This is a genomic window from Idiomarina sp. ST10R2A5 (genome assembly GCF_051842325.1).
Classification (GTDB): domain Bacteria; phylum Pseudomonadota; class Gammaproteobacteria; order Enterobacterales; family Alteromonadaceae; genus Idiomarina; species Idiomarina abyssalis.
Map to the genome: position 1 here is coordinate 347,363 of NZ_JBNIEX010000002.1, position 23,182 is coordinate 370,544.

A 23,182-nucleotide genomic window follows, 5' to 3' on the forward strand; every position below is an offset into this window, starting at 1 on the left:
ACATGATTGCAGAACTGTCCGACAAAGAATATGCCATGCAGCGCATCCAGGAGGTTAACTCCGCGCTGTCCGATGGTATGTTCGTTGCTGCTCGCCGTATGCTGCATAATATGCCGGCATGTGACGTGGCACTGTTGTTGGAGTCTTCGCCACCGAAAAGCCGTTCCATTGTCTGGAAACTGGTCGATGTTGAAGAACACGGTGAAATTCTTGAAGAACTGAACGAAGAAGTTCAGAAAGATATTATTCGCCAAATGGCACCGGAGAACCTTGCCGCTGCCACCGAAGGCATGGACACCGATGATCTGGCCTACGTTTTGCGTGGCTTACCTGAGCCAGTCTATCAGGAAGTTCTGAAGTCCATGGACGAGAGCGACCGTGAACGTGCGGAAACAGCGCTCTCATACGCCGAAGACAGCGCTGGTGGTATCATGAACACCGATACTATTACCCTGCGCTCAGACGTCACCATAGACGTTGTCCTGCGTTACTTGCGTCTTAAAGGCGAATTGCCCGAAGCGACAGACAAACTCTATGTTGTCGACCGCAATGAAAAAGTCACCGGTGAAATATCTCTGACTCAACTACTGACCGTTGACCCGAGCCGCCGTATTGATGAGATTATGTCGTCTGACATTACGACCATACCCGTCGATATGGAAGAAACCGAGGTCGCAAAGCTATTCGAACGCCATGACTGGGTATCCGCGCCGGTTGTAGACAGTGACCAGCAGCTTGTCGGTCGTATTACCATCGATGACGTGGTCGATATTATTCGCGAAGAAGCCCAGCACTCTATGTTGAGTATGGCGGGTCTGGAAGATGACGAAGATACCTTCGCGCCAGTATTAAAAAGTACCCGACGCCGGACAGTCTGGCTGGCGGTGAACTTAGTTACGGCGTTACTCGCCGCTATGGTCAGTTCCTTATTTGAAGATATTTTAGCGCAAATGGCGGTACTGGCTATTCTGAACACCATTGTGCCCAGTATGGGTGGTATCGCTGGTAGTCAGACACTGACGCTGGTGATACGAGGTATGGCTCTGGGCCATATAGGAACCAGTAACTCCCGATGGCTTATCGGTAAAGAGTTGGCTATTGGTTTCTTAAACGGCATTATCTGGTCGGTGCTGATTGCGGCTGTCGTCGCGCTGTGGAAGCAAGACTGGTTAGTCGGTGGGATTATCGCCTTTGCAATGATGATGAACCTGGTAGCTGCCGCGTTAGCCGGTGCGACCATACCACTTGTTCTTAAGCGCTTTAATATTGACCCGGCTCTGGCGGGCGGGGTTATCCTCACTACCGTGACTGACGTTGTCGGTATCTTTGCCTTCCTTGGCTCAGCAACCTTATTACTGTCTTAAATCTTTTTAGTTTAATTACCGGCAACACTCATTTGCTCTAACAATACAGAGCCTGTGTGCAGCGCATGGCGCTCATCGGTGTCATTACCTATGGCAACAATGTTCGCCAGCATGTCTTTTAAGTTACCGGCAATAGTGACTTCTTCTACCGGATATTGAATTTCTCCGTTTTCAACCCAGAAGCCGGCGGCGCCACGTGAGTAGTCACCGTTGACCATATTCACGCCCTGGCCCATTAGCTCAGTTACCAGCAAACCAGTACCCATTTTCTTGCACAATTGTGCTAAAGAATTATCCTGCTGTGTAACTCGCCAATTGTGAATACCTCCAGCGTGCCCGGTTGGCTGCATACCCAATTTACGCGCGGCATAACTGGCTAACAGGTAGGTCTGCAAAACACCGTCGGTAATAATATTCTGCTCTTTTGTCGCCAGGCCTTCTGCATCGAATGGCGAGCTCGCCAGGCCACCAATAATGTGTGGTTTTTCCTGAATATTAAGCCACTCGGGCAGTACCTGTTTACCGAGCTGATCAAGCAGGAAGCTGGATTTACGATACAAATTGCCACCGCTGATTGCGCTCACCAAGTGTCCGAACAAACTTCCGGCAATGTCTGCCCGGAAAATGACCGGCACTTTAGCGGTTGGTACTTTGCGTGCACCTAAGCGGGACAAGGTTTCTGCAGCGGCCTCTTCGGCAACGCTTTCGGCAGATTTAAGTTCCTGCATCTTACGCGCAACAGAATAGCTCATGTCGCGCTGCATCTTGTCGCCCTCTTTGGCGATTAAAACGCAACTGAGGTTATGCCGGGACTGTAAATAGCCACCGATAAAACCATGACTATTACCGTAAACCCGAAAGCCGGTATGGCTGCCGTAATGCGCGCCGTCTGAATTAACAATACGCTCGTCCAGATTCAACGCGTGTTTCTCGCAAGCCAATGCCTGCTTTATAGCGTACTCAGCACTCTGATCACCCGGATGGCACAAGTCGAGATCGGGTACATCGGTAGCCATTAATTCTGCCGGAGCCAAGCCATTGTATGGATCCGGAGAAGTGAACCGAGCAATATCGCAGGCTTTATCAACTGCCGCACTAATTGCTTGCTCAGACAGGTCAGTGGTTGATGCCGAACCTTTCTGGTGTCCACGGTAAACGCTAATACCCAGCGCACCGTCCTGATTGAACTCTACGGTTTCAACTTCTCCCAGGCGTGTGCCCACTGAAATACCTGAACTGTGGCTTATTGAACACTCGGCAGAACTGACACCTTTGGCCTCAGCCAGACGCAGCGCTTCTTTTACCGCAGTCTCTACCTGCTTCATTTGAACCTGTAAGTCACTCAGTTGTACTATCAAAAAACTCTCCTCACTGCTAAACTGACGGCTTTGTAGCGCTAATGAATCGAACCTATGCCTAAACGCCCAGCCGAAAATCCTGAACAATCTGACGACTTCGTCAGCAAGTCCCAAAAAAAACGCGAAATGGCTGAACGCCAGGAGCTTGGGACTCAACTTGTCAATTTAACCGACAGCCAGTTAGCAAAAATGCCACTGGATGATGAGCTGCGCGATGCCGTTTTACTTGCCCATAAAATTCGCAACAAGCACGAAGGCTACCGACGCCAGCTTCAATTTATTGGCAAGCTCATGCGCTTACGTGATATTGCGCCTATTGAGCAAGCTCTAAATAATCTAAAAAATGCGCATCAACAGCAGACTTCTATCTTCCACGAGATTGAAACCACTCGCGATAAGCTGCTGCATGAAGGCGACGACGCTCTGCAAGCATTTATTGAGGAGCATCCTCATGCTGACCGCCAAAAACTGCGTCAGTTAATCCGCCTTGCAGAGAAGCAAAAAGCGGAACAAAAACCGCCTGTTGCCGCTCGTCAACTCTTCGTCTATTTACGTGAACTGCTAGCCTAGCCGCAGGCAGTTCGGTTATTCCGTACCACCTACGGTCATTGAATTCAGTTTCAGGGTTGGCTGACCAACGCCTACGGGTAAACTTTGCCCATCTTTACCGCAAACACCCACACCTTCGTCCAGCGATAAATCATTCCCAACCATAGACACTTGTGCCATGGCTTCTGGTCCGTTACCAATAAGTGTTGCACCTTTTAATGGTGTGGTGATTTCCCCGTCTTCAATTAAATAAGCTTCAGACGCAGAAAAAACGAACTGCCCTGAAGTAATATCGACCTGGCCACCCGCAAACTGGGGGGCGTAAATCCCTTTTTTCACACTACTGATAATCTCTTCCGGGCTGTGATCGCCGGCCAGCATATAGGTATTAGTCATTCGCGGCATCGGCAGATGAGCAAAGCTTTCGCGGCGTCCGTTTCCGGTCGTTGCCTGACCCATTAAACGCGCATTCATTTTGTCCTGCATGTAGCCGCGCAGCACGCCCTTTTCAATCAAAACGTTGTAACCACTCGGCGTGCCTTCGTCATCAATACTCATTGAGCCACGGCGATCACTCAGTGTGCCGTCATCGACGATAGTGCAAAGTGGTGAAGCCACTTGCTCACCAATTTTACCGGAATAAGCGGATGACCCTTTACGATTAAAGTCACCTTCTAAACCATGGCCAACCGCTTCATGCAACAGCACACCCGGCCAGCCCGATCCCAGAACCACCGGCATATTGCCCGCAGGTGCCGGCTTTGCTTCTAAATTAACCAGCCCCTGACGCACAGCTTCTTCAGCAAAACGCTGCCAACGCGCATTACCGCTTTTCTCTTCCAGGAAAAACTCATAACCTACGCGAGCACCACCACCGGCGCTTCCGCGCTCGCGGCGACCGTTTTGCTCGGTAATGACAGAGCAATTTAGACGAATTAGGGGGCGTTTATCCGTTCCCAGAGTACCGTCTGTTGCAGCGACCAGAACTTCATCGTAACTGCCACTAAGGCTCACAACGACCTGACTCACTCTTGAGTCCTGCGCACGTGCGTGGGCGTCTACTTTTTTTAGTAATTCGATTTTTTCATCTTCAGATAAGGTATCCAGCGGGTTAAGCGCTTCATAGCGCGACTTTACCTGCACCGATTTCAGCGCCTGGACTTTTTTACTTTGTCCCTGACGGGCAATACCCCGGGCAGCTTCGCTGGTACGTTTAAGCGCATTCAAAGTAATTTCATCGGCGTACGCAAAACCGGTTTTCTCGCCTTGCACCGCACGCACGCCCATACCGGTTTCTATATGAAACGCTCCGTCCTTAATAATGCCATCCTCCAGCACCCAGGACTCATTGACACTGTGTTGTAAATAAATATCAGCAAAGTCTATATCGCCGCTATAAAGGGCTGATAACGCGTTGCTTATTTCGTCTTGTGACAGTTCGTAGTCAGTTAGTGTCATGTCTTTTGTACAACCTCAAATTGATTCTGTTGCGCCACCGGCATTTGCTTTCGAATGGATTCTACATCCGCTAATTCAACGCTGGCAGAAATAATGCCTTCGCCCTGCTCCTGCTCGACCAGTATTTCACCCCAGGGGCTAACAATAATCGAGTGCCCATAGGTTTCGCGCCCATTATCATGCTGTCCGACTTGGTTAGGAGCTACAATAAACACCTGCTGCTCAATAGCTCTGGCCCGAACTAACGCATGCCAGTGAGCCTTCCCTGTAACCTGGGTGAATCCGGAGGGTAAAACAATGATATCGGAGCCCGCCTGACGCAATGCTCTAAATAATTCTGGAAAGCGCAGATCATAACACACTGACATACCAACCACACCTAAGTCGGTTGCGGCTGTTACTACTTCAGTGCCGGGTTTCGTCCATTTTGACTCCCGGTATTTTTTGGTGTTATCTGCAACATCAACATCAAATAAATGAATTTTATCGTAGCGATTGACAATGGAACCGTCAGGCCCGAAGAGTAACGATGCCGCAGAGAAACGTTCGCCTGCCGCTATGGGTATGGTGCCGGCAACCAGATAAATACCATGCGCTTTTGCCAGCGAAGCCAACTGTCGTTGTATTTCACCGTCCCTATATGTTTCAGCCATGTCCAACTGCGCACGATCACCGGCACCGAAGCAACAAAACGCTTCCGGCAATACCACCAGTTGCGGACGCGCAGCGGGAAGTCGCTCTAATAACTTAGCAACAGTGGTCAGATTATCTTGCGGATCCGGGCGACTGCTCATCTGCAGCGCCGTCAGTTGCACTTGTGTCATCATCTGCCTCGGAATCGGTTGAGTTCTCTTCCAATTCTGGCAAATCAACAGGGCGGCTGTCACGTTCTATTTCTTTAACTACCGGATCATCGATGGTTCCTGTCACCTGATACCGCAAGCGAGAAATGACTTTAGCGTCATGCAGTACCTTGTCAATAAACAAGGCGGCAAGGCCGCTGGGCGGGTTAACCATCCAGGCCAGGATAATAGGAAGGCTGGAAGTCACTTTAGGAGCATAAGTCAGATTATAGTTTAACTCGCCGGTGTTCATGTCTGTCCACCCGCGAATTTCCATATCGCCGGCGGAGCCTAATAGTTGCGCGTCATTGGTGTTGGCAACTCCGTCTTCAACCTGAACGCTCCCCGTTAAGTCAGTAAAGAACATTCCCTGAGAGAAGATGTCACGAAAATCCAGTGTCAACTTACGAAGAATGCTGTCCAGACTCAGCATAGAAAACAAACGGGCACCACCATCACTGACTTCGGCCAAATAACCTTTCTCTAAATCCCATTTAATTTCGCCATTGAGTGACTCCCACTCGAACTGATGTAGATGGTCTTGCCAATTCAAATCAAAATCAATGACCGCCGCGCTGTCCCTTATTGCGGTTTCCAAACCATAATCGCGTAATAAATCGCCCAAATCTCCGCTATTTAGGCTACCGGACAAAGCGCTGAATCCACGCTCTTCTGAATGCCGCCAAAACCCTGTCAGTGTCAGCTCGTCACTGTCTTTTTTAAGCGTCATTTTTTCAATACTGAAGCCGTCATCAAGAGGACTAAGAATTAACTCTACTTCACCTAGGTCTTTCTCATCGATACGGCAACTACGGCACAGAAAGTTCAATGGTGGGACTTTTTCAAGCCAGCTCCAGTTCGTTTTATCCGATTCCTCCGGTAATTCAAAACCCGTGCTTAAGGCTAAATAATCCGCTCTAATGCTGATACCTTGCTGCACAAAATTCTCGGGGATTGTCGCGCTTAGCACAGCGTTATTCGCGTCTACGCGGGCCTGCCAGCCTGACTCACCAGGCCATACCTGGATATCGGCCTGATTAAATTTCTGCTGTCCCCAACGCAACTGAGGTGTTTCAATACTAATAGAGTCCGGCAACCACCCATCACCACTGCTCTGCTGTTCGCTATCAACACCTGCTCCCTCTGCCAGAGCGTAGATAACTGAATACCACTGTCCAATATCCGCTTGAGGTAACTCCGCATTCACAGCAAACCCGGTAAAACTGCCCGGCTCATCTGCTGAAGATACTTCTCCGAGATTCAATACGGCTTGCTGCCATCCGTTACTACCAGGCTGCCAAAGGCTGTCCCAGCTAAGACGATCATCGATATTGGCGCGCAGTCGCAGTTGGTCACCGTTTCCATTGAGACGAACTGAAAGCTGCCAGCCCTCTCCAAAGTCCTTTTGCAAAGGTTCGGGCAGTGAGGTTTCCAGCCCCGTCAAATCAAACTGTGACTCGAGTTCAACACCAACATCGTCCTTACTAAGGCGCAAAGATAAGTCCGCTTCGCCGTTAACCGCACCATAGAAAAACGGTTCCCATTGCGGGTAAGGGAGTTGTTCAAACAAAGGCTCGCTTTGCCAGTCTATTGCCGTAGTGATATCGAGCAGGTAGTCCTCATCACTTAACTCACCAGACACCTGGGTATCTATTGGCATTCCATACCAGTTTAAACGTAAACCCTCGGTGCTGACGCTACTGTTCTCTACCGTTAATTGCCCGTTCGTTATGTCAAAGGTCTGCTGTAATGCGTCAACGGTAATTGAAACCCCTTTCAGCGGCGCACTGACTTCTACCGCTACTTCACGAGAGCCATTAAACGGAATGTCTAATTCAAACGCCCCCTCAACCTCACCTTTAGGGTTAAGCTGCAATAGAGTTTCAGTCACGCCATCAAGCGGAGACTGTTCAAAAACAGGAAGTAAAGATTCAGCCTTACCACTCACATTCGCCTGTACTTGCAAGCCCTGCTCCGCATCCGTTAAATCAGTAATTTGGGCATCAACCTGGTTCACCCGAATTTCATTAATATGACCGGCATTCGCTGACATCCGCAAGGCTTTATTATAGAAATCTAATTTTATGGGGGCGTTTTCTAACGGCAACCAATTCGGTTGAAACCGGTAGGTCAGAGTATCGAAGTCAACACGCGCGTTGAAAACGCCATTCTGTTTTTCCCCCGGAAACTCATTGACCGGCCCGCGCCATAGTAGTTCAAGACCTTTAGCCTCACCGGATACTAAAGCATTAGTGAGATAATCTTTAACGCCCTGCCCCATAACAGAGGGGAGCAATGTCCGCGCTGTTGAGACAGAAAAAGGTTGTTGGGTTGACAGTAGCGCATCAACTTGAGGGGTATCCGCTCCGTTGCCAGTAAGCTGTCCACTGCCAGCCAGAAGAAAATCACCTTTGGCTAATTCCATCTGTTCTAACCGGACTTTCCAGTGTTTGGGTTGCACTAGCCACGAACCGGATAAGCTCAAAGTATCAATATCCCATGCCTGCGTTGGAGACAAGCTATTGCCCGCAAGTCGAACATTACGACCATCGATACGCCAATACCCCTGGTTTGCGGTGCTATTTACCGCTAAATCCAGGCCATTAAAACTTGGCAAATTATCGTTACCATCGGCAGATAAATTTTCACTTTTTAACGACCACTGCCGGCCAGAAACCGGGTGCATCCGATACCGAAAACTTGCTTTGCCATTAAGACCCAGGGCCATCAATCCGTTGGTATCAAAGTCGACAGGAACTAAAGGAAGCAGACCAATAACTTCACCGATATCCATATCGTCGATGCTAATATCATGAACATCAGTCAATTGCTGCCAGGCAATACGGGGGATGTCTAACTGACCAACAGAGGTGTTCACTGTCATAGGTAAGCTGTTGATAAGCCACCCTTCAGCTTCCGGCCTCAGAATAATTTCGCCCTCCGGGAGCTGAAGCCATTTAAGCTCATCGGCTCCGGCATCTAGCCAGGTGATGCGGTTATCTCTTAGTTTAAGTAACCCCTCAAACAGCTGACCGTTACGAACATCTAGCCAGCCGGTGAAGTTAACATTCGAAGCTTGTACATCAATATCCCCCAATTGTTCTTCTAACCAGGGACTAATGTCGACATTTTGAGAATCGACGTAAAATTGACCATTAAACTCTGACCAACGATCACCTCGTAAATCAATAATAAAATTAAGGCTGTTGGTGGCAAAGTCTTCCATTCTGAACTGACCTATCCCCTGGTGTTTTTTGCCTTCATTTGTCCAGGACAGGCGATCAATATCAATTTTACGTGTCACTCCACGCAGATTGGTCAGTAATAATTCGCCATTATTCAGTGAAAACTTCTCTAACTGCTGCAAAAACAAACGGTTAATGTAGTCGATGTTTAATTCTTCGGTTTCATCAAGACCGGAGAATTTCCTCAGATCCAAAGCTATGCGTGCATCTTCCAGAATAAACTGCTCAGCAATCAACTGTCTGTCCAACAGCGTATTCCAAAAATCCAGTACAACATGAACTTCACCGACGCGCACTTGCAGAGGTGACTTCTCACGCTCCAGCAAAACCAGATTATCAAGTACAACAGAGGGGCCCTCTCTGGTCCAGGTCATAGACAGGTCGCTGATACTCACGGGTTGCTGAAAGCGTGCTTCCAGCTGCTCTTCGAGAGGCTCGGTTAAATCGGGCAGGTAAGGCAGGCTGTAGCGCAATAAACTCAGGCCGACCGCAACCAGCACCAGCACAATAGCCAGCGTTAGCCAGAGTTTGTTCAAAATCCACGACAGAGTACGCATTAGCCTTACATCATGACAACGTCGAATTGTTCCTGATTATACAAGGGTTCGGTTTGTATCTTTATTTGACGCGAAACAAAGAGCTCAAGTTCAGCCAGAGCATGAGATTCTTCATTAAGTAAGGCTTCACTTACCTGAGCGGAGGCGTAAACAACGAATTTATCCGCTTCGTAGGCTTTGTGCACCCGGACAATTTCTCGCATAATTTCATAGCAGACCGTTTCCACGGTTTTCATACTACCGCGTCCAAGACAAACCGGGCATTCGGAACACAAAACATGCTCCAGACTTTCTCTGATGCGTTTACGGGTCATCTCAACCAAGCCCAGAGAAGTAAATCCATTAATGGTCGTCTTTGCACGGTCTTTAGCCAATGCCTGCTCCAGACTATGGAGAACCCGACGCTTATGCTCTTCATCCTGCATATCAATGAAGTCGATAATGATAATGCCACCCAGGTTTCGCAAGCGTAATTGCCGGGCAATAGACTGTGTTGCTTCGATGTTGGTATTAAAGATGGTTTCTTCCAGATTACGGTGACCAACAAAAGCGCCGGTATTAATGTCTACCGTTGTCATGGCTTCGGTCTGATCGATAATCAACGAGCCACCTGACTTTAAATCGACTCTGCGGTCTAACGCGCGCTGCATTTCATTTTCCACGTCGAACAAGTCGAAAATGGGCCGGTCACCGGTATAATACTCAAGTACGCTGGTCAATTCCGGAATAAAGTCCTGAGTGAACGTTTTTAAGGTGTCAAAAGTCACCTTAGAATCCACTCGAATACGCTCTATTTCTTCTCCGACAAAGTCTCTCAATACGCGACAGGAAAGGTTGAGGTCTTCGTACAACATCCCCACTTTGCGTTGTGACTTTTTGCGGGCTTTGATTTTATCCCACAACCGGAAAAGAAAATCTGCATCGCCCCTTAAAGACTGCTCCGAAGCGCCTTCTGCCGCTGTACGTACAATGAATTTTCCGTCAACCTTACTAACGTCTTCAGCCAATTGACGTAAGCGTTCACGTTCATCCCCCTCTTCAATGCGCTGAGAGACGCCTACATGGTCGCTCTTGGGCATAAAGACCAAATACCTTGAGGGTAGGGTTATATCGGTTGTTAAACGCGCGCCCTTGGTTCCCAGGGGGTCTTTCACCACCTGTACCATAATGTGCTGCCCCTGATGGACCAATTCGGTAATCTTTTGCTGTGGCTTTTCATCCGGTTGAGGCAGGTCATCGCCGTCCACCTGAACAACAATGTCGGAAGCGTGCAGAAATGCGGCTTTGTCCAGACCAATATCAATAAAGGCTGCCTGCATTCCCGGCAGCACTCTGGACACCTTACCCATGTAGATATTACCGACTAGCCCACGCTTTGCCTGGCGTTCAATATGGACCTCCTGCAAGATGCCGTTTTCAACAAGCACAACACGAGTCTCTGTGGGGGTCACATTCATTAAGACTTCAACGCTCATCGACTTCACCTTCCATTTCGAACATCCGCAATAGTTGCTCCGTTTCATATAAAGGTAAGCCAACAACCGCAAAGTAGCTACCGTCGATGCGCTTTACAAACTTACCGCCATAGCCCTGAATACCATAGCCAGCAGCTTTATCGTGCGGCTCTCCGGTTTCCCAGTAGGCTTCTATTTCTTCATTGGTAAGCGCCGCAAACTCAACCTGAGTTGTCACCACGGCGGTTTCCTGCTCCTGAATACTACGACCATTCCAGTAGCAGACACTGACGGAGGTTAAAACCTGGTGCGTCTGCCCTGACAGCTGCTTCATCATTTGGCTGAAATGCTCGTAGTTTTCAGGTTTTTCCATAACCTGCCCCTGAAAACTGATTAAGGTATCAGAGCCTATAACCAAACAGGCCTCATTTTGCCTTTTCGCTACAGCCTGAGCTTTTTCTTCAGCCAGCCGGGTCACATAGGCCATAGCAGTCTCATTCTGAGCTCGGCGCTCTTCAATTTCAGGAACATAACAGTCGAAAGCCCGATGCAGTAAGGTCAGCAGTTCTCTGCGCCTTGGCGACGACGAGGCAAGCAAAAGACGCATCAAACTACCCCAAACTGACGACGGACTTTTCGTAATAACGGGAACACCCAAAGCCAGAATACGGCCGATGTTAGTACCGGCCAGAAATAGGACAGTGTAAATTCTGCGTCATGCAAAAACACATTCGCCTCAAAGACCACAAAGCGTTTAATAAATATGAGTAAAGCAATGACCAGCGCCTGCTGAACTAAGGCAAAATTTCGAATACGCTGAAAGTGGCGCGCCGCAAAATAGGTAACCACCACCATGCCTAACGCGTGAACACCCACAATAGAGCCTAATAAAATGTCACTTAAAACCCCAAGAGCTAACGCTGTGCCCATATTAACCCGATGTGGCAGAGCTATTATCCAATACAACATCACCAGAGTCGGCCAGTCCGGACGGAAGGTGTCGAATGCTGCAGGCATCGGCATCACCATAAGCGTAAGCGCAATGACGTATGTAACCAGCAAGGTGATAAACCCGGGTTTAACCACAATCATTCCTCGTCCTCATCGAAAATCGGTTGCTGCTCACCTTCACTAGGCCATAGCAAAAGCACATTGCGAACGCGGTCCAGAGCGCTGACAGGGTCAGCAAATACCGTTGCAAAAGGCAACGACTCGTCTCTAACAATACTGCTGATTCGCGCGACGGGATAGCCTTCAGGGAATACGCCCCCCAAGCCTGAAGACATCAGTAAGTCACCTTTTTGTAATTCACTACTGTGTGGGATAAACATGAGCTCAAGGCGACCAATATCACCGGTTCCCTGTGCCAATACCCGAATGTCATTGCGCTCTGAGCGCAAAGATATGGCGTGGCTTTGGTCAGACAACAATAAAACACGGGCGGTATTTCCGCCAACATCCTGTACCTGACCAATAATACCATTGCTGTCGAGCACCGGCTGTCCTTCATAGACGCCACTCAGGGTACCCTTATTGATGACCAGCTGTTGTGAAAACGGCTCTGATGCAACCGCAATAACCTCCGCTACCATACGACGAGCGGAGTCGCGTGCATCGGACCCCAGCAATTCTCGCAGCCGTTTATTTTCATTCCGAAGAAAGCGAAGCTGCTGTTGCTCACCCTGTAACTCAAGAATCGCCTGCTTCAGGCGTTTGTTCTCTTCGCTGAGCTGAGAGGTTGTTTTTACCGACTCCGACAAGCCGTCCAGTATCTGTTCAGGCAAAATAGCCAGATACTGCACTGGAGCCACTAACGAATTGAGAAATAGACGGACAGGCTTCATCGCTTGTAGGCGATGATCAATAAAAATCAGTAGAAACGAACAGGCTAGTGCGAGCACTAGCCTGGAGAGTAAGGATGGACCTCGGGCAAACAGAGTTTTCATGAATTACTCATAACTGAATAAATCACCACCATGCATATCAATCATCTCTAAGGCTTTACCGCCACCACGTGCAACACAGGTGAGCGGGTCATCAGCAATAATGACCGGAATACCGGTTTCTTCAACCAACAGGCGATCAAGGTCTTTCAGTAACGCACCACCACCTGTCAGAACCATACCGCGCTCTGAAATATCGGATGCCAACTCCGGTGGCGACTGTTCCAGTGCAACCATGACGGCACTGACAATACCCATTAGCGGCTCTTGCAGAGCTTCCAGTATCTCATTGCTGTTTAACGTAAATGAGCGCGGAACCCCTTCAGCCAGGTTACGTCCACGCACTTCAATTTCCTTCAACTCTTCACCCGGGAAGGCTGAGCCAATTGAATGTTTAATACGCTCTGCTGTTGCATCACCAATTAACGCGCCAAAGTTACGGCGGACATAATTAATAATTGCTTCATCAAATTTGTCACCACCAATACGTACCGATGACGAGTAGACCACACCGTTTAATGAAATAATGGCAACTTCAGTTGTACCGCCACCAATATCAACGACCATTGAACCGGTCGCTTCGGATACCGGTAAACCAGCACCAATAGCGGCAGCCATAGGCTCGTCAATCAGGTAAACCTCGCGTGCTCCTGCACCCAGTGCCGATTCACGAATGGCGCGACGCTCAACCTGAGTTGAGCCACAAGGAACACAAACTAAAACTCGCGGGCTTGGGCGAAAGTAATGGCTGTCGTGCACCTGCTTAATGAAAAACTGCAGCATTTTCTCGCACACATAAAAGTCTGCAATGACGCCGTCTTTCATAGGACGGATAGCACGAATGTTCCCTGGCGTACGACCCAGCATTTGCTTTGCTGCTGCACCAACGGCGGCAATCGATTTTGGCCCACCAGAGCGTTCCTGACGAATGGCAACAACAGACGGCTCGTTCAGCACAATACCTTCGTCTTTGACGTAGATAAGCGTATTCGCTGTTCCAAGGTCAATTGAAAGATCGTTTGAAAAAAGGCCGCGAATTTTTTTAAACATGAAGCGGTATATCCCTACTTATAAGCTAACAGAGTGACAGCAAAGAGCTCAGTAAGTACTTACTGAGCTCTTACAACACGGAATCCAATGTAGTTGGAGTTAAAATCTGACGGAAGTTCCATTTTTGTAGAAACTCTTGCCAAACTTGGCGTAAAGTTCCAGGCGCCGCCCTTCACTACCACACCGTTATCGGTTTCAGTCCACTCCCAGACATTACCGACTGTATCGTACAGTCCCCAAGGGTTACGATGGAAGCTAGCGACCGGAGCCGGACGTGTGTTTGACCAATCTGTACCGCAGTTACGGCAGTTTGCTTTACCATAACCAACATCATTTCCCCACCAAAAATCTGTTTCAGAGCCGGCGCGCGCAGCGTATTCCCACTCGGCTTCTGTTGGAATGCTGTATTTAAAACCGCTCTTTCGAGTTAACCAGTCAGCGTATGCTTTAGCGTCATTATAACTCACACAAACAACCGGCGAGCTATCTGACTGCTTAAAGCCCGGATTTTTCCAGCTTAGATTATCGTTAAACTGAGGGCGGCCATTGCTAAGGCTTGCACATGTGCCTCGCTTTTCGGCATCAGTGACGTACGCAGTATCTTTTACGAAATTACTAAATTGCTCAACGGTTATTTCAGTGTCTGAAATACCTAAAGCCGTTGGAATTTCACGTGTTTCAGCAGGGCGTTCATTAGGCAAACCATTGCCCACTAGATCACCCATTTTAAATTTCCCGGCAGGGACAACGACTAATTCCGGGCCACGAACGTCACGGAAGAGAATATCCTGAATTTTCTCGCCACGAGTAAAAGAGTACTCTGACTTCTCTAAATCAGCTCGAATAGAAGTTGCGTCTTTTAATACTATTTTCTCTGCATAAGCAGAGTATCCGTACTTAAGAACTTCAATTTGGTGTTCACCACCTGGCAACATCACTTCTAACGGTGTTGAGCCATAACTTACTCCATCGATAACAACTTCATCATCATACACGTTCGAGCGTATGGTTAACGGGTGCATGACGGAGCTATCAACCGTTTCCTCATCACCCGCTTGCAGCTCCCCCGGCCGTTGCTCCGCCGCGCAGTAGCGCATATCAACATTCAGCAGAGTACATGCCTGACTTTGCGGCAGCTGACCTCTCAGTTCTACAGCAAGTTTGACGCCATAATTACCAGCACCACTGAAGCCATTGCTAACGGTTTTTGAACCTAAGATTTGAACGTTCGGGCTCGCTTTTTCAATATTTTCACGTGCCAGCGACGATTCACTTAAGCCATCTAAAATTGTATTGAGATACTGCTTTGAGGCTTTTTGCTTCGCCATCAACTTACCGCGGTTCTCACACTGCGCCAAAGTTTCCTGACGATCACAGCTAATGGACTGGCTCACTTCCAGTTCACCCGTGCGGTTAAACTCGTTCTCTAACCGGTCGACCCGAGCTAAGTTACGCTGCTCTTTTAAGGTTTCAATTTCATTAATTAGGCTGTGCTTACTAACACGCGCTTCTTCAACTTCACGCGCCTTTTCATTCACCAGGCTAACCTGCTGCTTAATGTCCGCTTTATTTTGCTGGTGAGCCATGACCGCTTGCTTATATGCTTCCTGAGCGCCAGCAATATCAATTGTGGGGTCTTCTACCAAACGCTGATAGCGATCATTCATTTCCGCTAAAGCCGATTCGCGCTTTGACTCCAGTTCGCTATTGCGTTCACGCAAGTTTTGTAGCTTTTCACGCAGCTCACGCTCTTCTTGTTGAAGCGTATTAACGGTGCCAGAAAAGTTCTCAAAGTCGCTCTCTAGAGTCGAAATTTGGTTAGCAATTTCTTCGACAGTCATCTCCTGCTGAGCAAGAGCCGTCGAGGCGAATGTCAATGTAGAGGCCATTACTAGGGCCAGTCGAGCCAATCGCATCATGTTCCCATTCCAAGCTTGAAAAAATAACAAAGCGGCGTAAAAGCCAAAGCTGTAATCGCGCTATAGTTATTGTAATAATATTGAACGTTCGTCAACGTCGCGCATTTTTCGTTTAAACTCTGCTTTATGCTATTTGCTTGTCAACAAAAGAGCAAGAGGCATTGTCATCGAATTGTCGATTATTCATCATAAATGACTCTACCAGCCCACTTCACGCCAGTAAATTTGGCGATCGCGACCGCGATAAATACCGAATGTGCCCTCGGCTTGCGGGTTTTCATCAAAGTCGCCATCTCCTGACCAGTCATACTGTAAATATGCAGGCACTTGAGCCTCAAAAAGAAACGAGTAGGGCTCACTTTCCTGCTCCGATACCCAACGGAATAACTCGTTAATATCAACATCTGAGGGGTTCAGTAACCCATCCCTGACGCTAAGTTCGGCCGGCGTTGTTTCTAACTCCGGGTACGGTCCGGCTGTTAGGTCGTCGCGCAATTGAATGTCTGCGCGAGAAAATGTCGAGCAAGCATCCTTTTCATTTGTAACGAAGCTTTCGCCCTGCCAATATTCAACAGCTCCGGCAACTGGCATGACATCGCCCATAGCCGCGTACGTATCTTGCAGGTTAACACGACCATAATATAGAGAGGAACTATCCAACCGGGCGGCCCCGTTCATTGCAGGTAGCTCACTATTTTCGAGGACCGAGTAGAAGTTACCATCTTCTTGATCGTCGAGTTGCCATCCCAGTATGTAATTTTCATATGGACCATCGGGCTGCTGTGACAATAACCGGGACACAGTCACACTAGCGGAGCCTATAAATTGGCCGATGCCATTGTCCCATTGCCAGTCATTTGCCGGGTTTTCAGATACTGAATGTTCAGATAACGGCTCTGCCAGAGCACTCTGGTCATCATAGGCATAAAACAGAGGTATGGCCTTCGCGAGCGAGCCATCATAATTTGCCGTTACTGCGCCGCCAGCATTAACAGCTCTTGCTGACAATTCAATAAACTGCGGCTGGCCCATGTAATAGAAGTCCGTGCAAGTACCGGTAAATTTCGCGGTAAGCGGCTCGAACGCAAAAGGAATAAAACGACCAATGTTGTGCTCAGTGGTAACTGGTCCGGTACCAAGATAGTCTTGATCAGCAATTTGAGCTGTAACTTTAGCATTCCCGACTTCGGTGTAAGCTACTGCCGTATTATCAAAGCGAATCGACCCTACATCTTGCGCAGTAAAGTTGGTTGCATTTTGGATATCACCGTTGTTCTCTGACGGCAAAATTGCATCGGCGGCACTCGCTATATTCAACGTTTCCTGCGGAGTTTCACGACCAAAGTTAGGTGTCACCTCGCCGTTCTCATTAACCGCTTGCAAGGTCATTGAGAACGCTTCGCCTGCCTTGGCTAAAATATCTCCACTGTAGCTACTTGCAGTTTGTAGCGAGATTCCAGCAGGTTTATAAACAAAGTCATTTGATACGCCTTCAATCACTTTGCCGTTTGGTAGTTGCGCTTTTGCGCGCAACTTCACCTTGCCAGCATCGCCGTATTGAACCGTAAACAGCTCCTCTCCACCAACAAAGTCGGTTGCTACAGCGGTCCAACCATCAATAACCCCACTGCCAATATCCTCTAGCTCGTTTATTTGAGTGTTATCAACTGTCATTTGTGCATAAGGAAACTGAGTAAAGTCGCTACAGCTGCCAGGGTTTACGCAATACATTCCCATATCAATTTCACTCACCTGCTCTGCAACCACTTCACAGGCCTTAGTCTCCTCATTAAGTCGAACAACGGAAAGCGTACTGGAGAATGGCACTCCCGAAACCTGATTTGGAATCGCTCCAAACTTAAGACCGGTATCACTAAAGGTTATCTCACAATTTGAAGTTAAATTGCCATTTACGTAACACTGCGTCGGATTCAGCGCCCCCGGTGTTGTCTGAATATCATCAACAGCTAACGTGTAGTTACCCGCTTCTAGTTGGCTTAACTCAACATTTGCCGTAGGTGCTACTACAACTGGGTTCGGACTCCACTGCCCCGCACTCTGAGAAAGGTAGACCGTGCTGCTAACAGGTGAATAACTTGAACATGACTCATCCGCACAAGCTTCGATAGCCACTTCAGTAGCTTCACAAGTTAATGCCGGGCTTGTATAGGACAACCGATAATGATCAGGCACTACAACTGGCGGCTCTGTATTGCCAGCTTCACAAAAATTGCCGCCATCCAGAGGTTCATCAGGGGCTCCATACGCTATTGTTGGCGAGAAAAAACCCGGAAAACCAAAGGAGCTGGCCTGGCCTGCCAAACTCAGTGCGCCGCTAACCTCACTTCTGTTCCAGGGGAAAATACTTTCTTCGAAATACAAATTACCCTGAACATAAATATAGCCGTTAATTTCTACGTCTTTTTCTAAATATAAATCACCCGTCACAACCAGAATCAGTTCATCTGCGCTGCCACCGATATTTATCCGACGGCCGGACTGTATGGTTAAATCACCATCAATATAAACCCGCGACGTCTGCCCGTTTGTTGAGTAGTTTGCGCCAACATCACTAAAATCACCGACTCGCAAATAATCTATAGGCTGTAGCGTTCCCGGCAATTGAGAGTTCGAAGCTCTGTCTGGCAAGTCAAAAGGCAAAGGTACGCTATTGGCCGGGCTGAACCCTTGAGGCCATACCGCCGAACATTGAGGGCGGGTGTTCGCACATGGCCGTGTTTGGTAATACAGAACTGCAGCAGTTGTCGGCGTGAAAACTCCGTCACTCAAGTAGACTTCATCAATTTCTCCACGAAAACTATTTTGTGAACTGCCCTGACCACCGATATAAAGGGTCGGTGTTGCTCTATCGTTAAGTCTCGTGTCGCCGGAGTAAGAGTTGGTATCGAACAGTTCACCGTCAATATACAGATAAAGAACGTTATTGTCGGCATTGTAGCTCGCCGCTATATGATGCCACTGGTCATCAAATAAATTACTCTGACCATTAAAGGCATTTCCCGCTTCAATTGTCAGCAGGTCACCATTTCGTTTACGTACTTCAAAGTATAATCCGCCGCCGTCGCTATCATCCTGTCGGTAGACTTCAAAACGCCCAGCATCTGTCTCTGTCGTGCCTTCCCCGAGCAGTAACAACGTCTGGTAGCTGTCGCTCGGGCTTTGTAACTCCGAGTCACCTTTAAACCAAAAAGCAACGGAAATGGTATTTGACTCCAATGTCTGGTCGACGCCCGGAACGCGCACCCGGTTGTCGCCATTGAAGCGACCATAACGGCAAGTACTCTCATCGTTTAAAGTTCTCGCGGGGTTAAAACCTGACGTAAACGCATTGCTTAACGCAATACCGTCATAAGAGTATGGTGAGCTATCGGCAACTTCTCCGGATGTACCACCCCACTGTAATTCATCAAACTGCCAGTAACCTATTGGATCGGGTAGGGTCTGCTGGCAGTCGCCTACGTTACCGGGGGTATTGCAAGTTTCGCCTTCAATCGTACCGCTATTATTAATTACCGGCGCGTTCACATCACCCGCTACTGTACTTCCGGAGCCTATTGTTACCGTCCCTGAGCTACTAAGGTCACCTTCAACCGTTACGTTGTCCCCTAACGTTATATCCCCACTTGAACTAATATCTCCGGTCACCGTTGTGCCGTCGCTTATGACGATGTCACCGTCACTGTCGAAGGACGCATTCACCGAACTATTTTCACCAATAGTAGTTTGCCCTCCCGATAAAAACTGCATATCCAGAGACGGGCCTTTACTGTTAATTTGAACTCCGTCAGCGAAGTCAATGGCCTCAACGATAATAACAACGCCTTCATTGCCGGTGATTTCAATTTGATCGCCACTATTGAGTGTTAAGGTTCCGCAGGTGTAAGTCGTTCCATTTTGCGTACAGCCCGGCAGACTTTGGTTCGGCAAGTTGTACTTTTTGGCGTCGGCACTTACCGTGACCAGAAGACACGCAACGGCTAGTAAAAATAAATAGCGAGCTTTCATTTTTAATTCCCCACTCGCGTTTCTATTTGCAGCTGCCTTGATGCTCGTTGCGAGCCAGCTTCACAAACCGCGGTTGATGTCACCACAAGATGAATAAAGGTCTCGCTATCAGCATCTATGTAATTCTGACTATCGCAACTTATGGCTGCGTTACACTGCTGAAGGCTCTGGTTACCTGCGAAGCTGTAACTGGTACCATCAAAGCTACAGTTGGTAACAGGGTCATTATTTAATGGATAGACTTCCAACATCGCTTGCTCCAGCCCCGACTGCGCAGCTAAATAACTACGCGCTCCCAGCACTTCGGTAACCACACTTTCTGAGGTCGTCCTCAGCAGACTGGATAACACAGCTACCAGACCTCCGAGCACAACAATAACGAACACCGCAATAACTAAGGTATTCCCTCGCTGTTTACCGAGTTGTCGTTGCTGTCTGTTATGGCGCATTAGGGATGTGCACCTCACGGTAATAAAATACTTGTTCTTCAGCGGCTTCGCCGAATTGAAGTTGCAGAGTAATGATATTATTACTTTGCTGGTTATTCGCTTCTACGTCAAAAACAGCGGTACTCATGTTAATGTCATGCGCAATTAGGTTTTCAGGTGCAAAGCCACCTGAGGGTATTGGTTGCGTTTGCTGCCAACCATAGCCGCTCACCCTATATAAGTTACCCGCATTTAAACAGAAGCTGACCGGAGGGCTGCCAATATAAGCTCTTTGCAGTGGCGACTCCTTCGCGAACTGACTTGATGACTCTAAAGGCAGGATATTCTCAAAACTGGTAGACACATAGCCACTTGCTAGCTCTGAATAACGTTGTGGGTTATCTGAGTAGATAAAGTTTGCCCTGGTGGCATAAATAAAGATACGCTCATCACCGCTTAGGCTCCAGCTTATATTGTCTTCATCTGAGCTCCCGGCAAAAGTCACAAAGGTCATTTCGTCGGCAGAACTGGGTCGTATTGGAGTATCATAATAAACTCCGGCGACTTTTGCCGGCACAAACTCAAGGCATTGACCACTAACCCGTACACTATTTGGAACCGCACCCCGCACTTCCCGGGTCACACGCTCAATGGCAAAACGGCTTTTCTCTATGGTCTGCAACCGCTCAGCACCGGTCGAAAACATTTGCGCGCCAATGCCAATAAACTGAAAGCTAAAACCCGCCACTATGGCCAGCAACACAATAACAATAATGAGTTCTATTAAGGTAAAGCCCCGTTGCGCTCTCATCACCAGTTCCCTTTTATGGAGCTGAACTCTATGCGCTCGTCTTGAGGAGTAATAACTGTGACCGTTATTCTTTTAAGTTCATTTGCATTTTTTTCTGTGACACAAACAAATGCCTCAAAACCATTGTAACGATTCGGTGAGGAGCCACTCAATTCATCTCCACTTAGCCTCAAGCCGTTATAGTCGTCCACATCATCAAACTGTTCTCGCTGAGCTTCTTCGGCATTTGGGGTGCTACCGTCACCAGGACACGGAGCCGGCGTTGTGCAACTCCCCGACCCTTCAGAGCAGCGTTCATACTGATTACCGATATTAGAATTTTCATCAAACCGCCGGGCCATTATTTCATTCATAAGGCTTTGCCCAACTTCCGTTGCCCTAATCTGCTGCCAGGGGTCCACACTTTGACGAAACAGCTGGCCCAACCCGGTTGTCACCACCAAAGTAACAATAGCAATAACCACAATGCCGGCAATAAGCTCAATGAGTGTGAAACCTGTCTGTTTATTGCGCATCGATAAAGCCTTCTTTATTAATGCTAATGGCTCGGATTACGCCTAAGTTTTCGGTAATCGTTATTGTGCAACCGCCAGTACAACCTTGTGTTGGCTGCCCTAGTGCATTGAAGCCAATAGTTAGGCCTGAAGGTGAAAACGTGATGTCATCTAAATTGCTGAGCTGAAGACTATTGTCTTCGCTGTAAGGCGGGTTACCCAAAGTGCTTTCTGTTACCGAAATACTATAATCATTCACAGTATCTTGCATTGCTTGCTGCTGAACGGCTCGCAAAATACCCATCGCTTGTAAGCGGGCTGTTTGGCTTTTTGTGCCAGAATCACTAATAAATAAGGGGCTAGCCGATACGGCTAAGATACCGATGATGACCAGTATGATGATGAGTTCTATAAGAGTGAAGCCTCGGGACTTCATAGTTAGCCTTTAAAAAGCCCACAGCTGAATGGCTGCAGGCTCCTAAAGTCGGATTTAACAGCCAGTCGTTACAATAGTAATTACTGGAGGGGTATTAGAATCAGCCGCATCTGAATATGTCGCGTAACAGTTCGTGTCGGTAATATCCCCTACCGCTGCCGTTGTAGGATCTACTACTTGATCACCTGGGGCAATTGAAATGGTACCGCTATTTGCAAAAAACGCCCAGTCCGTTGTTACTGTAGTAGCAGGATCAACATTTGTTGCATCTAAATTGGCAGCAGTAACAATGCCTGCCTGTGTCGCTGCTGGATAACCGTTCACAGTAGCTACACCATTAACTGTCACTGGAGCAGCCGAAGTGCCATCCAGGTCATCATCAATCGCAGCTCTTGCATATACTGTCTGAGTCGCGCCCTGCATTGCTCCTTTCAACCCTTTAACAGTCGAAGTGCGAGCATCACTAGAAAAGTTAATAAACTGAGGCGCAGCAGTTACAGCCAGAATCCCCAAAACTACGATGACAATGATCAGTTCGATCAGAGTAAAACCTTTTTGATTGCGCATAATTAAAACTCTCAATTGTTGTTTAAAAATATTTCTATATAGAAATTATTGGTTATTGCTGTGAATACTCACGCCGCCATTGCGTGGATTATAAACGAAAGCATTGCCCACTGTCAGATAATCATCACCCGATGGCGCTGTTGCTTCATTTTTTATGGTGTTCGTTAAATAATAAACACACATATCGTTACCTGCCGCACTATCCTGTGTCACGTAAGTAAAATAACGGGTCTGCTCAAGGTTACTAAAATCGGTTGTAACCGTTGGTGCGCCCTGCAAAATAGACTGCATAACACTTACACAGTCCTCAGCTACCAGGTTTTCGTCGTGCGCTGCGTCGTTGTCACCACTAACCGGGTATCCGGTATTGCCATCCACATAAAGCAGAATTTGGTCCAGCGATACTTCAGCCCCGGAACCCGTGCTGCTATCACCTTTCGGACGTCCGCTAAGCTCCCACTCACCCCGAACAATGCCTACAGCACTGGCAAAACCGCCAGCTACGCCTTCAAGAGCTGCGTCTTCTGCGTCTGATGATACATCGGTAAACCGGGGAATAGCCGCGGCGGCCAATAACCCCAGAATAACCACCACGATAATCAGCTCTATGATAGTGAAGCCTTGCTGCTTTCTCATTTTAGTTCTCATACTAAAACTCCAGTGGAATCCATTTTATGACAT

19 protein-coding genes are annotated in these 23,182 nt (G+C 48.1%); 2 read left to right on the forward strand and 17 right to left on the reverse strand.

Going from position 1 to position 23,182, the window contains the following annotated elements:
• Positions 1–2 precede the first annotated feature (2 nt).
• Positions 3–1,364, forward strand: coding sequence for a magnesium transporter (gene mgtE / locus ACP7FG_RS04255; RefSeq protein ID WP_054489786.1), 1,362 nt, complete (start codon positions 3–5; stop codon positions 1,362–1,364).
• 11 nt (positions 1,365–1,375) lie between these two features.
• Here mgtE and pmbA read toward each other — a convergent pair whose 3' ends face one another.
• Positions 1,376–2,722 (reverse strand): metalloprotease PmbA, encoded by a 1,347-nt coding sequence (pmbA, locus tag ACP7FG_RS04260; RefSeq protein ID WP_082332155.1) that lies wholly within the window; start codon positions 2,720–2,722, stop codon positions 1,376–1,378.
• A gap of 54 nt (positions 2,723–2,776) precedes the next feature.
• Here pmbA and yjgA point away from each other — a divergent pair, with 54 nt between their 5' ends.
• On the forward strand, positions 2,777–3,292 hold the full coding sequence (yjgA, locus tag ACP7FG_RS04265) for a ribosome biogenesis factor YjgA (protein WP_054489784.1): 516 nt from the start codon (positions 2,777–2,779) through the stop codon (positions 3,290–3,292).
• 15 nt (positions 3,293–3,307) lie between these two features.
• Here yjgA and tldD read toward each other — a convergent pair whose 3' ends face one another.
• The 16 genes from tldD to ACP7FG_RS04345 form a co-directional block, all read right to left on the reverse strand.
• Complete coding sequence (gene tldD / locus ACP7FG_RS04270) at positions 3,308–4,729, reverse strand: metalloprotease TldD (RefSeq protein ID WP_439225616.1); 1,422 nt, start codon at positions 4,727–4,729, stop codon at positions 3,308–3,310.
• Positions 4,726–5,523, reverse strand: a complete 798-nt coding sequence (locus ACP7FG_RS04275) for a carbon-nitrogen hydrolase family protein (protein WP_224797817.1) — start codon at positions 5,521–5,523, stop codon at positions 4,726–4,728. Before ACP7FG_RS04275 ends, tldD begins: the two co-directional genes overlap by 4 nt.
• Positions 5,495–9,373: a YhdP family protein gene (locus tag ACP7FG_RS04280; RefSeq protein ID WP_439225617.1), complete on the reverse strand. Its 3,879-nt coding sequence runs from the start codon at positions 9,371–9,373 to the stop codon at positions 5,495–5,497. The genes ACP7FG_RS04275 and ACP7FG_RS04280 overlap by 29 nt, the downstream gene beginning before the upstream one ends.
• Positions 9,374–9,378: 5 nt before the next feature.
• On the reverse strand, positions 9,379–10,848 hold the full coding sequence (gene rng / locus ACP7FG_RS04285; RefSeq protein WP_054489775.1) for a ribonuclease G: 1,470 nt from the start codon (positions 10,846–10,848) through the stop codon (positions 9,379–9,381).
• A complete protein-coding gene (locus ACP7FG_RS04290; RefSeq protein ID WP_439225618.1) occupies positions 10,838–11,434 on the reverse strand; it encodes a Maf family protein in 597 nt (198 codons plus the stop codon). Before ACP7FG_RS04290 ends, rng begins: the two co-directional genes overlap by 11 nt.
• On the reverse strand, positions 11,434–11,919 hold the full coding sequence (gene mreD, locus ACP7FG_RS04295; RefSeq protein ID WP_224797814.1) for a rod shape-determining protein MreD: 486 nt from the start codon (positions 11,917–11,919) through the stop codon (positions 11,434–11,436). The genes ACP7FG_RS04290 and mreD overlap by 1 nt, the downstream gene beginning before the upstream one ends.
• On the reverse strand, positions 11,916–12,773 hold the full coding sequence (gene mreC, locus ACP7FG_RS04300) for a rod shape-determining protein MreC (RefSeq protein WP_439225619.1): 858 nt from the start codon (positions 12,771–12,773) through the stop codon (positions 11,916–11,918). Before mreC ends, mreD begins: the two co-directional genes overlap by 4 nt.
• Before the next feature lie 3 nt (positions 12,774–12,776).
• Complete coding sequence (locus ACP7FG_RS04305) at positions 12,777–13,820, reverse strand: rod shape-determining protein (protein WP_126780974.1); 1,044 nt, start codon at positions 13,818–13,820, stop codon at positions 12,777–12,779.
• A gap of 59 nt (positions 13,821–13,879) precedes the next feature.
• Positions 13,880–15,739, reverse strand: coding sequence for an SUMF1/EgtB/PvdO family nonheme iron enzyme (locus ACP7FG_RS04310; protein WP_439225620.1), 1,860 nt, complete (start codon positions 15,737–15,739; stop codon positions 13,880–13,882).
• Between the two features lie 198 nt (positions 15,740–15,937).
• Positions 15,938–19,765 (reverse strand): DUF6701 domain-containing protein, encoded by a 3,828-nt coding sequence (locus ACP7FG_RS04315; RefSeq protein WP_439225621.1) that lies wholly within the window; start codon positions 19,763–19,765, stop codon positions 15,938–15,940.
• Between the two features lie 2 nt (positions 19,766–19,767).
• Positions 19,768–20,214 carry a Type II secretory pathway component gene (locus tag ACP7FG_RS04320; RefSeq protein ID WP_439225622.1) on the reverse strand — a complete coding sequence of 149 codons (447 nt, stop codon included), beginning with the start codon at positions 20,212–20,214 and terminating at the stop codon, positions 19,768–19,770.
• Positions 20,204–21,004, reverse strand: a complete 801-nt coding sequence (locus ACP7FG_RS04325) for a PilW family protein (RefSeq protein ID WP_439225623.1) — start codon at positions 21,002–21,004, stop codon at positions 20,204–20,206. The genes ACP7FG_RS04320 and ACP7FG_RS04325 overlap by 11 nt, the downstream gene beginning before the upstream one ends.
• A complete protein-coding gene (locus ACP7FG_RS04330; RefSeq protein WP_054489754.1) occupies positions 21,004–21,519 on the reverse strand; it encodes a type IV pilus modification PilV family protein in 516 nt (171 codons plus the stop codon). Before ACP7FG_RS04330 ends, ACP7FG_RS04325 begins: the two co-directional genes overlap by 1 nt.
• Entirely contained in the window at positions 21,509–21,934 is a 426-nt protein-coding gene (locus ACP7FG_RS04335; RefSeq protein ID WP_439225624.1) for a prepilin-type N-terminal cleavage/methylation domain-containing protein, read from the reverse strand. Before ACP7FG_RS04335 ends, ACP7FG_RS04330 begins: the two co-directional genes overlap by 11 nt.
• Before the next feature lie 54 nt (positions 21,935–21,988).
• Entirely contained in the window at positions 21,989–22,501 is a 513-nt protein-coding gene (locus ACP7FG_RS04340; RefSeq protein ID WP_439225625.1) for a type II secretion system protein, read from the reverse strand.
• Positions 22,502–22,546: 45 nt separating this feature from the next.
• Positions 22,547–23,149, reverse strand: a complete 603-nt coding sequence (locus ACP7FG_RS04345; RefSeq protein ID WP_054489747.1) for a prepilin-type N-terminal cleavage/methylation domain-containing protein — start codon at positions 23,147–23,149, stop codon at positions 22,547–22,549.
• Positions 23,150–23,182 lie beyond the last annotated feature (33 nt).

Bases quoted from the DNA above. Each gene is read 5' to 3' on its own strand.
- ACP7FG_RS04345 (WP_054489747.1), bottom strand. From the start codon at position 23,149: ATGAGAACTAAAATGAGAAAGCAGCAAGGCTTCACTATCATAGAGCTG.
- ACP7FG_RS04335 (WP_439225624.1), bottom strand. From the start codon at position 21,934: ATGAAGTCCCGAGGCTTCACTCTTATAGAACTCATCATCATACTGGTC.
- mreC (WP_439225619.1), bottom strand. From the start codon at position 12,773: ATGAAAACTCTGTTTGCCCGAGGTCCATCCTTACTCTCCAGGCTAGTG.
- ACP7FG_RS04290 (WP_439225618.1), bottom strand. From the start codon at position 11,434: ATGCGTCTTTTGCTTGCCTCGTCGTCGCCAAGGCGCAGAGAACTGCTG.
- ACP7FG_RS04330 (WP_054489754.1), bottom strand. From the start codon at position 21,519: ATGCGCAATAAACAGACAGGTTTCACACTCATTGAGCTTATTGCCGGC.
- ACP7FG_RS04275 (WP_224797817.1), bottom strand. From the start codon at position 5,523: ATGAGCAGTCGCCCGGATCCGCAAGATAATCTGACCACTGTTGCTAAG.
- ACP7FG_RS04320 (WP_439225622.1), bottom strand. From the start codon at position 20,214: ATGCGCCATAACAGACAGCAACGACAACTCGGTAAACAGCGAGGGAAT.
- mreD (WP_224797814.1), bottom strand. From the start codon at position 11,919: ATGATTGTGGTTAAACCCGGGTTTATCACCTTGCTGGTTACATACGTC.
- ACP7FG_RS04280 (WP_439225617.1), bottom strand. From the start codon at position 9,373: ATGCGTACTCTGTCGTGGATTTTGAACAAACTCTGGCTAACGCTGGCT.
- ACP7FG_RS04340 (WP_439225625.1), bottom strand. From the start codon at position 22,501: ATGCGCAATCAAAAAGGTTTTACTCTGATCGAACTGATCATTGTCATC.
- mgtE (WP_054489786.1), top strand. From the start codon at position 3: ATGATTGCAGAACTGTCCGACAAAGAATATGCCATGCAGCGCATCCAG.
- yjgA (WP_054489784.1), top strand. From the start codon at position 2,777: ATGCCTAAACGCCCAGCCGAAAATCCTGAACAATCTGACGACTTCGTC.
- ACP7FG_RS04305 (WP_126780974.1), bottom strand. From the start codon at position 13,820: ATGTTTAAAAAAATTCGCGGCCTTTTTTCAAACGATCTTTCAATTGAC.
- tldD (WP_439225616.1), bottom strand. From the start codon at position 4,729: ATGACACTAACTGACTACGAACTGTCACAAGACGAAATAAGCAACGCG.
- ACP7FG_RS04325 (WP_439225623.1), bottom strand. From the start codon at position 21,004: ATGAGAGCGCAACGGGGCTTTACCTTAATAGAACTCATTATTGTTATT.
- ACP7FG_RS04310 (WP_439225620.1), bottom strand. From the start codon at position 15,739: ATGATGCGATTGGCTCGACTGGCCCTAGTAATGGCCTCTACATTGACA.
- rng (WP_054489775.1), bottom strand. From the start codon at position 10,848: ATGAGCGTTGAAGTCTTAATGAATGTGACCCCCACAGAGACTCGTGTT.
- ACP7FG_RS04315 (WP_439225621.1), bottom strand. From the start codon at position 19,765: ATGAAAGCTCGCTATTTATTTTTACTAGCCGTTGCGTGTCTTCTGGTC.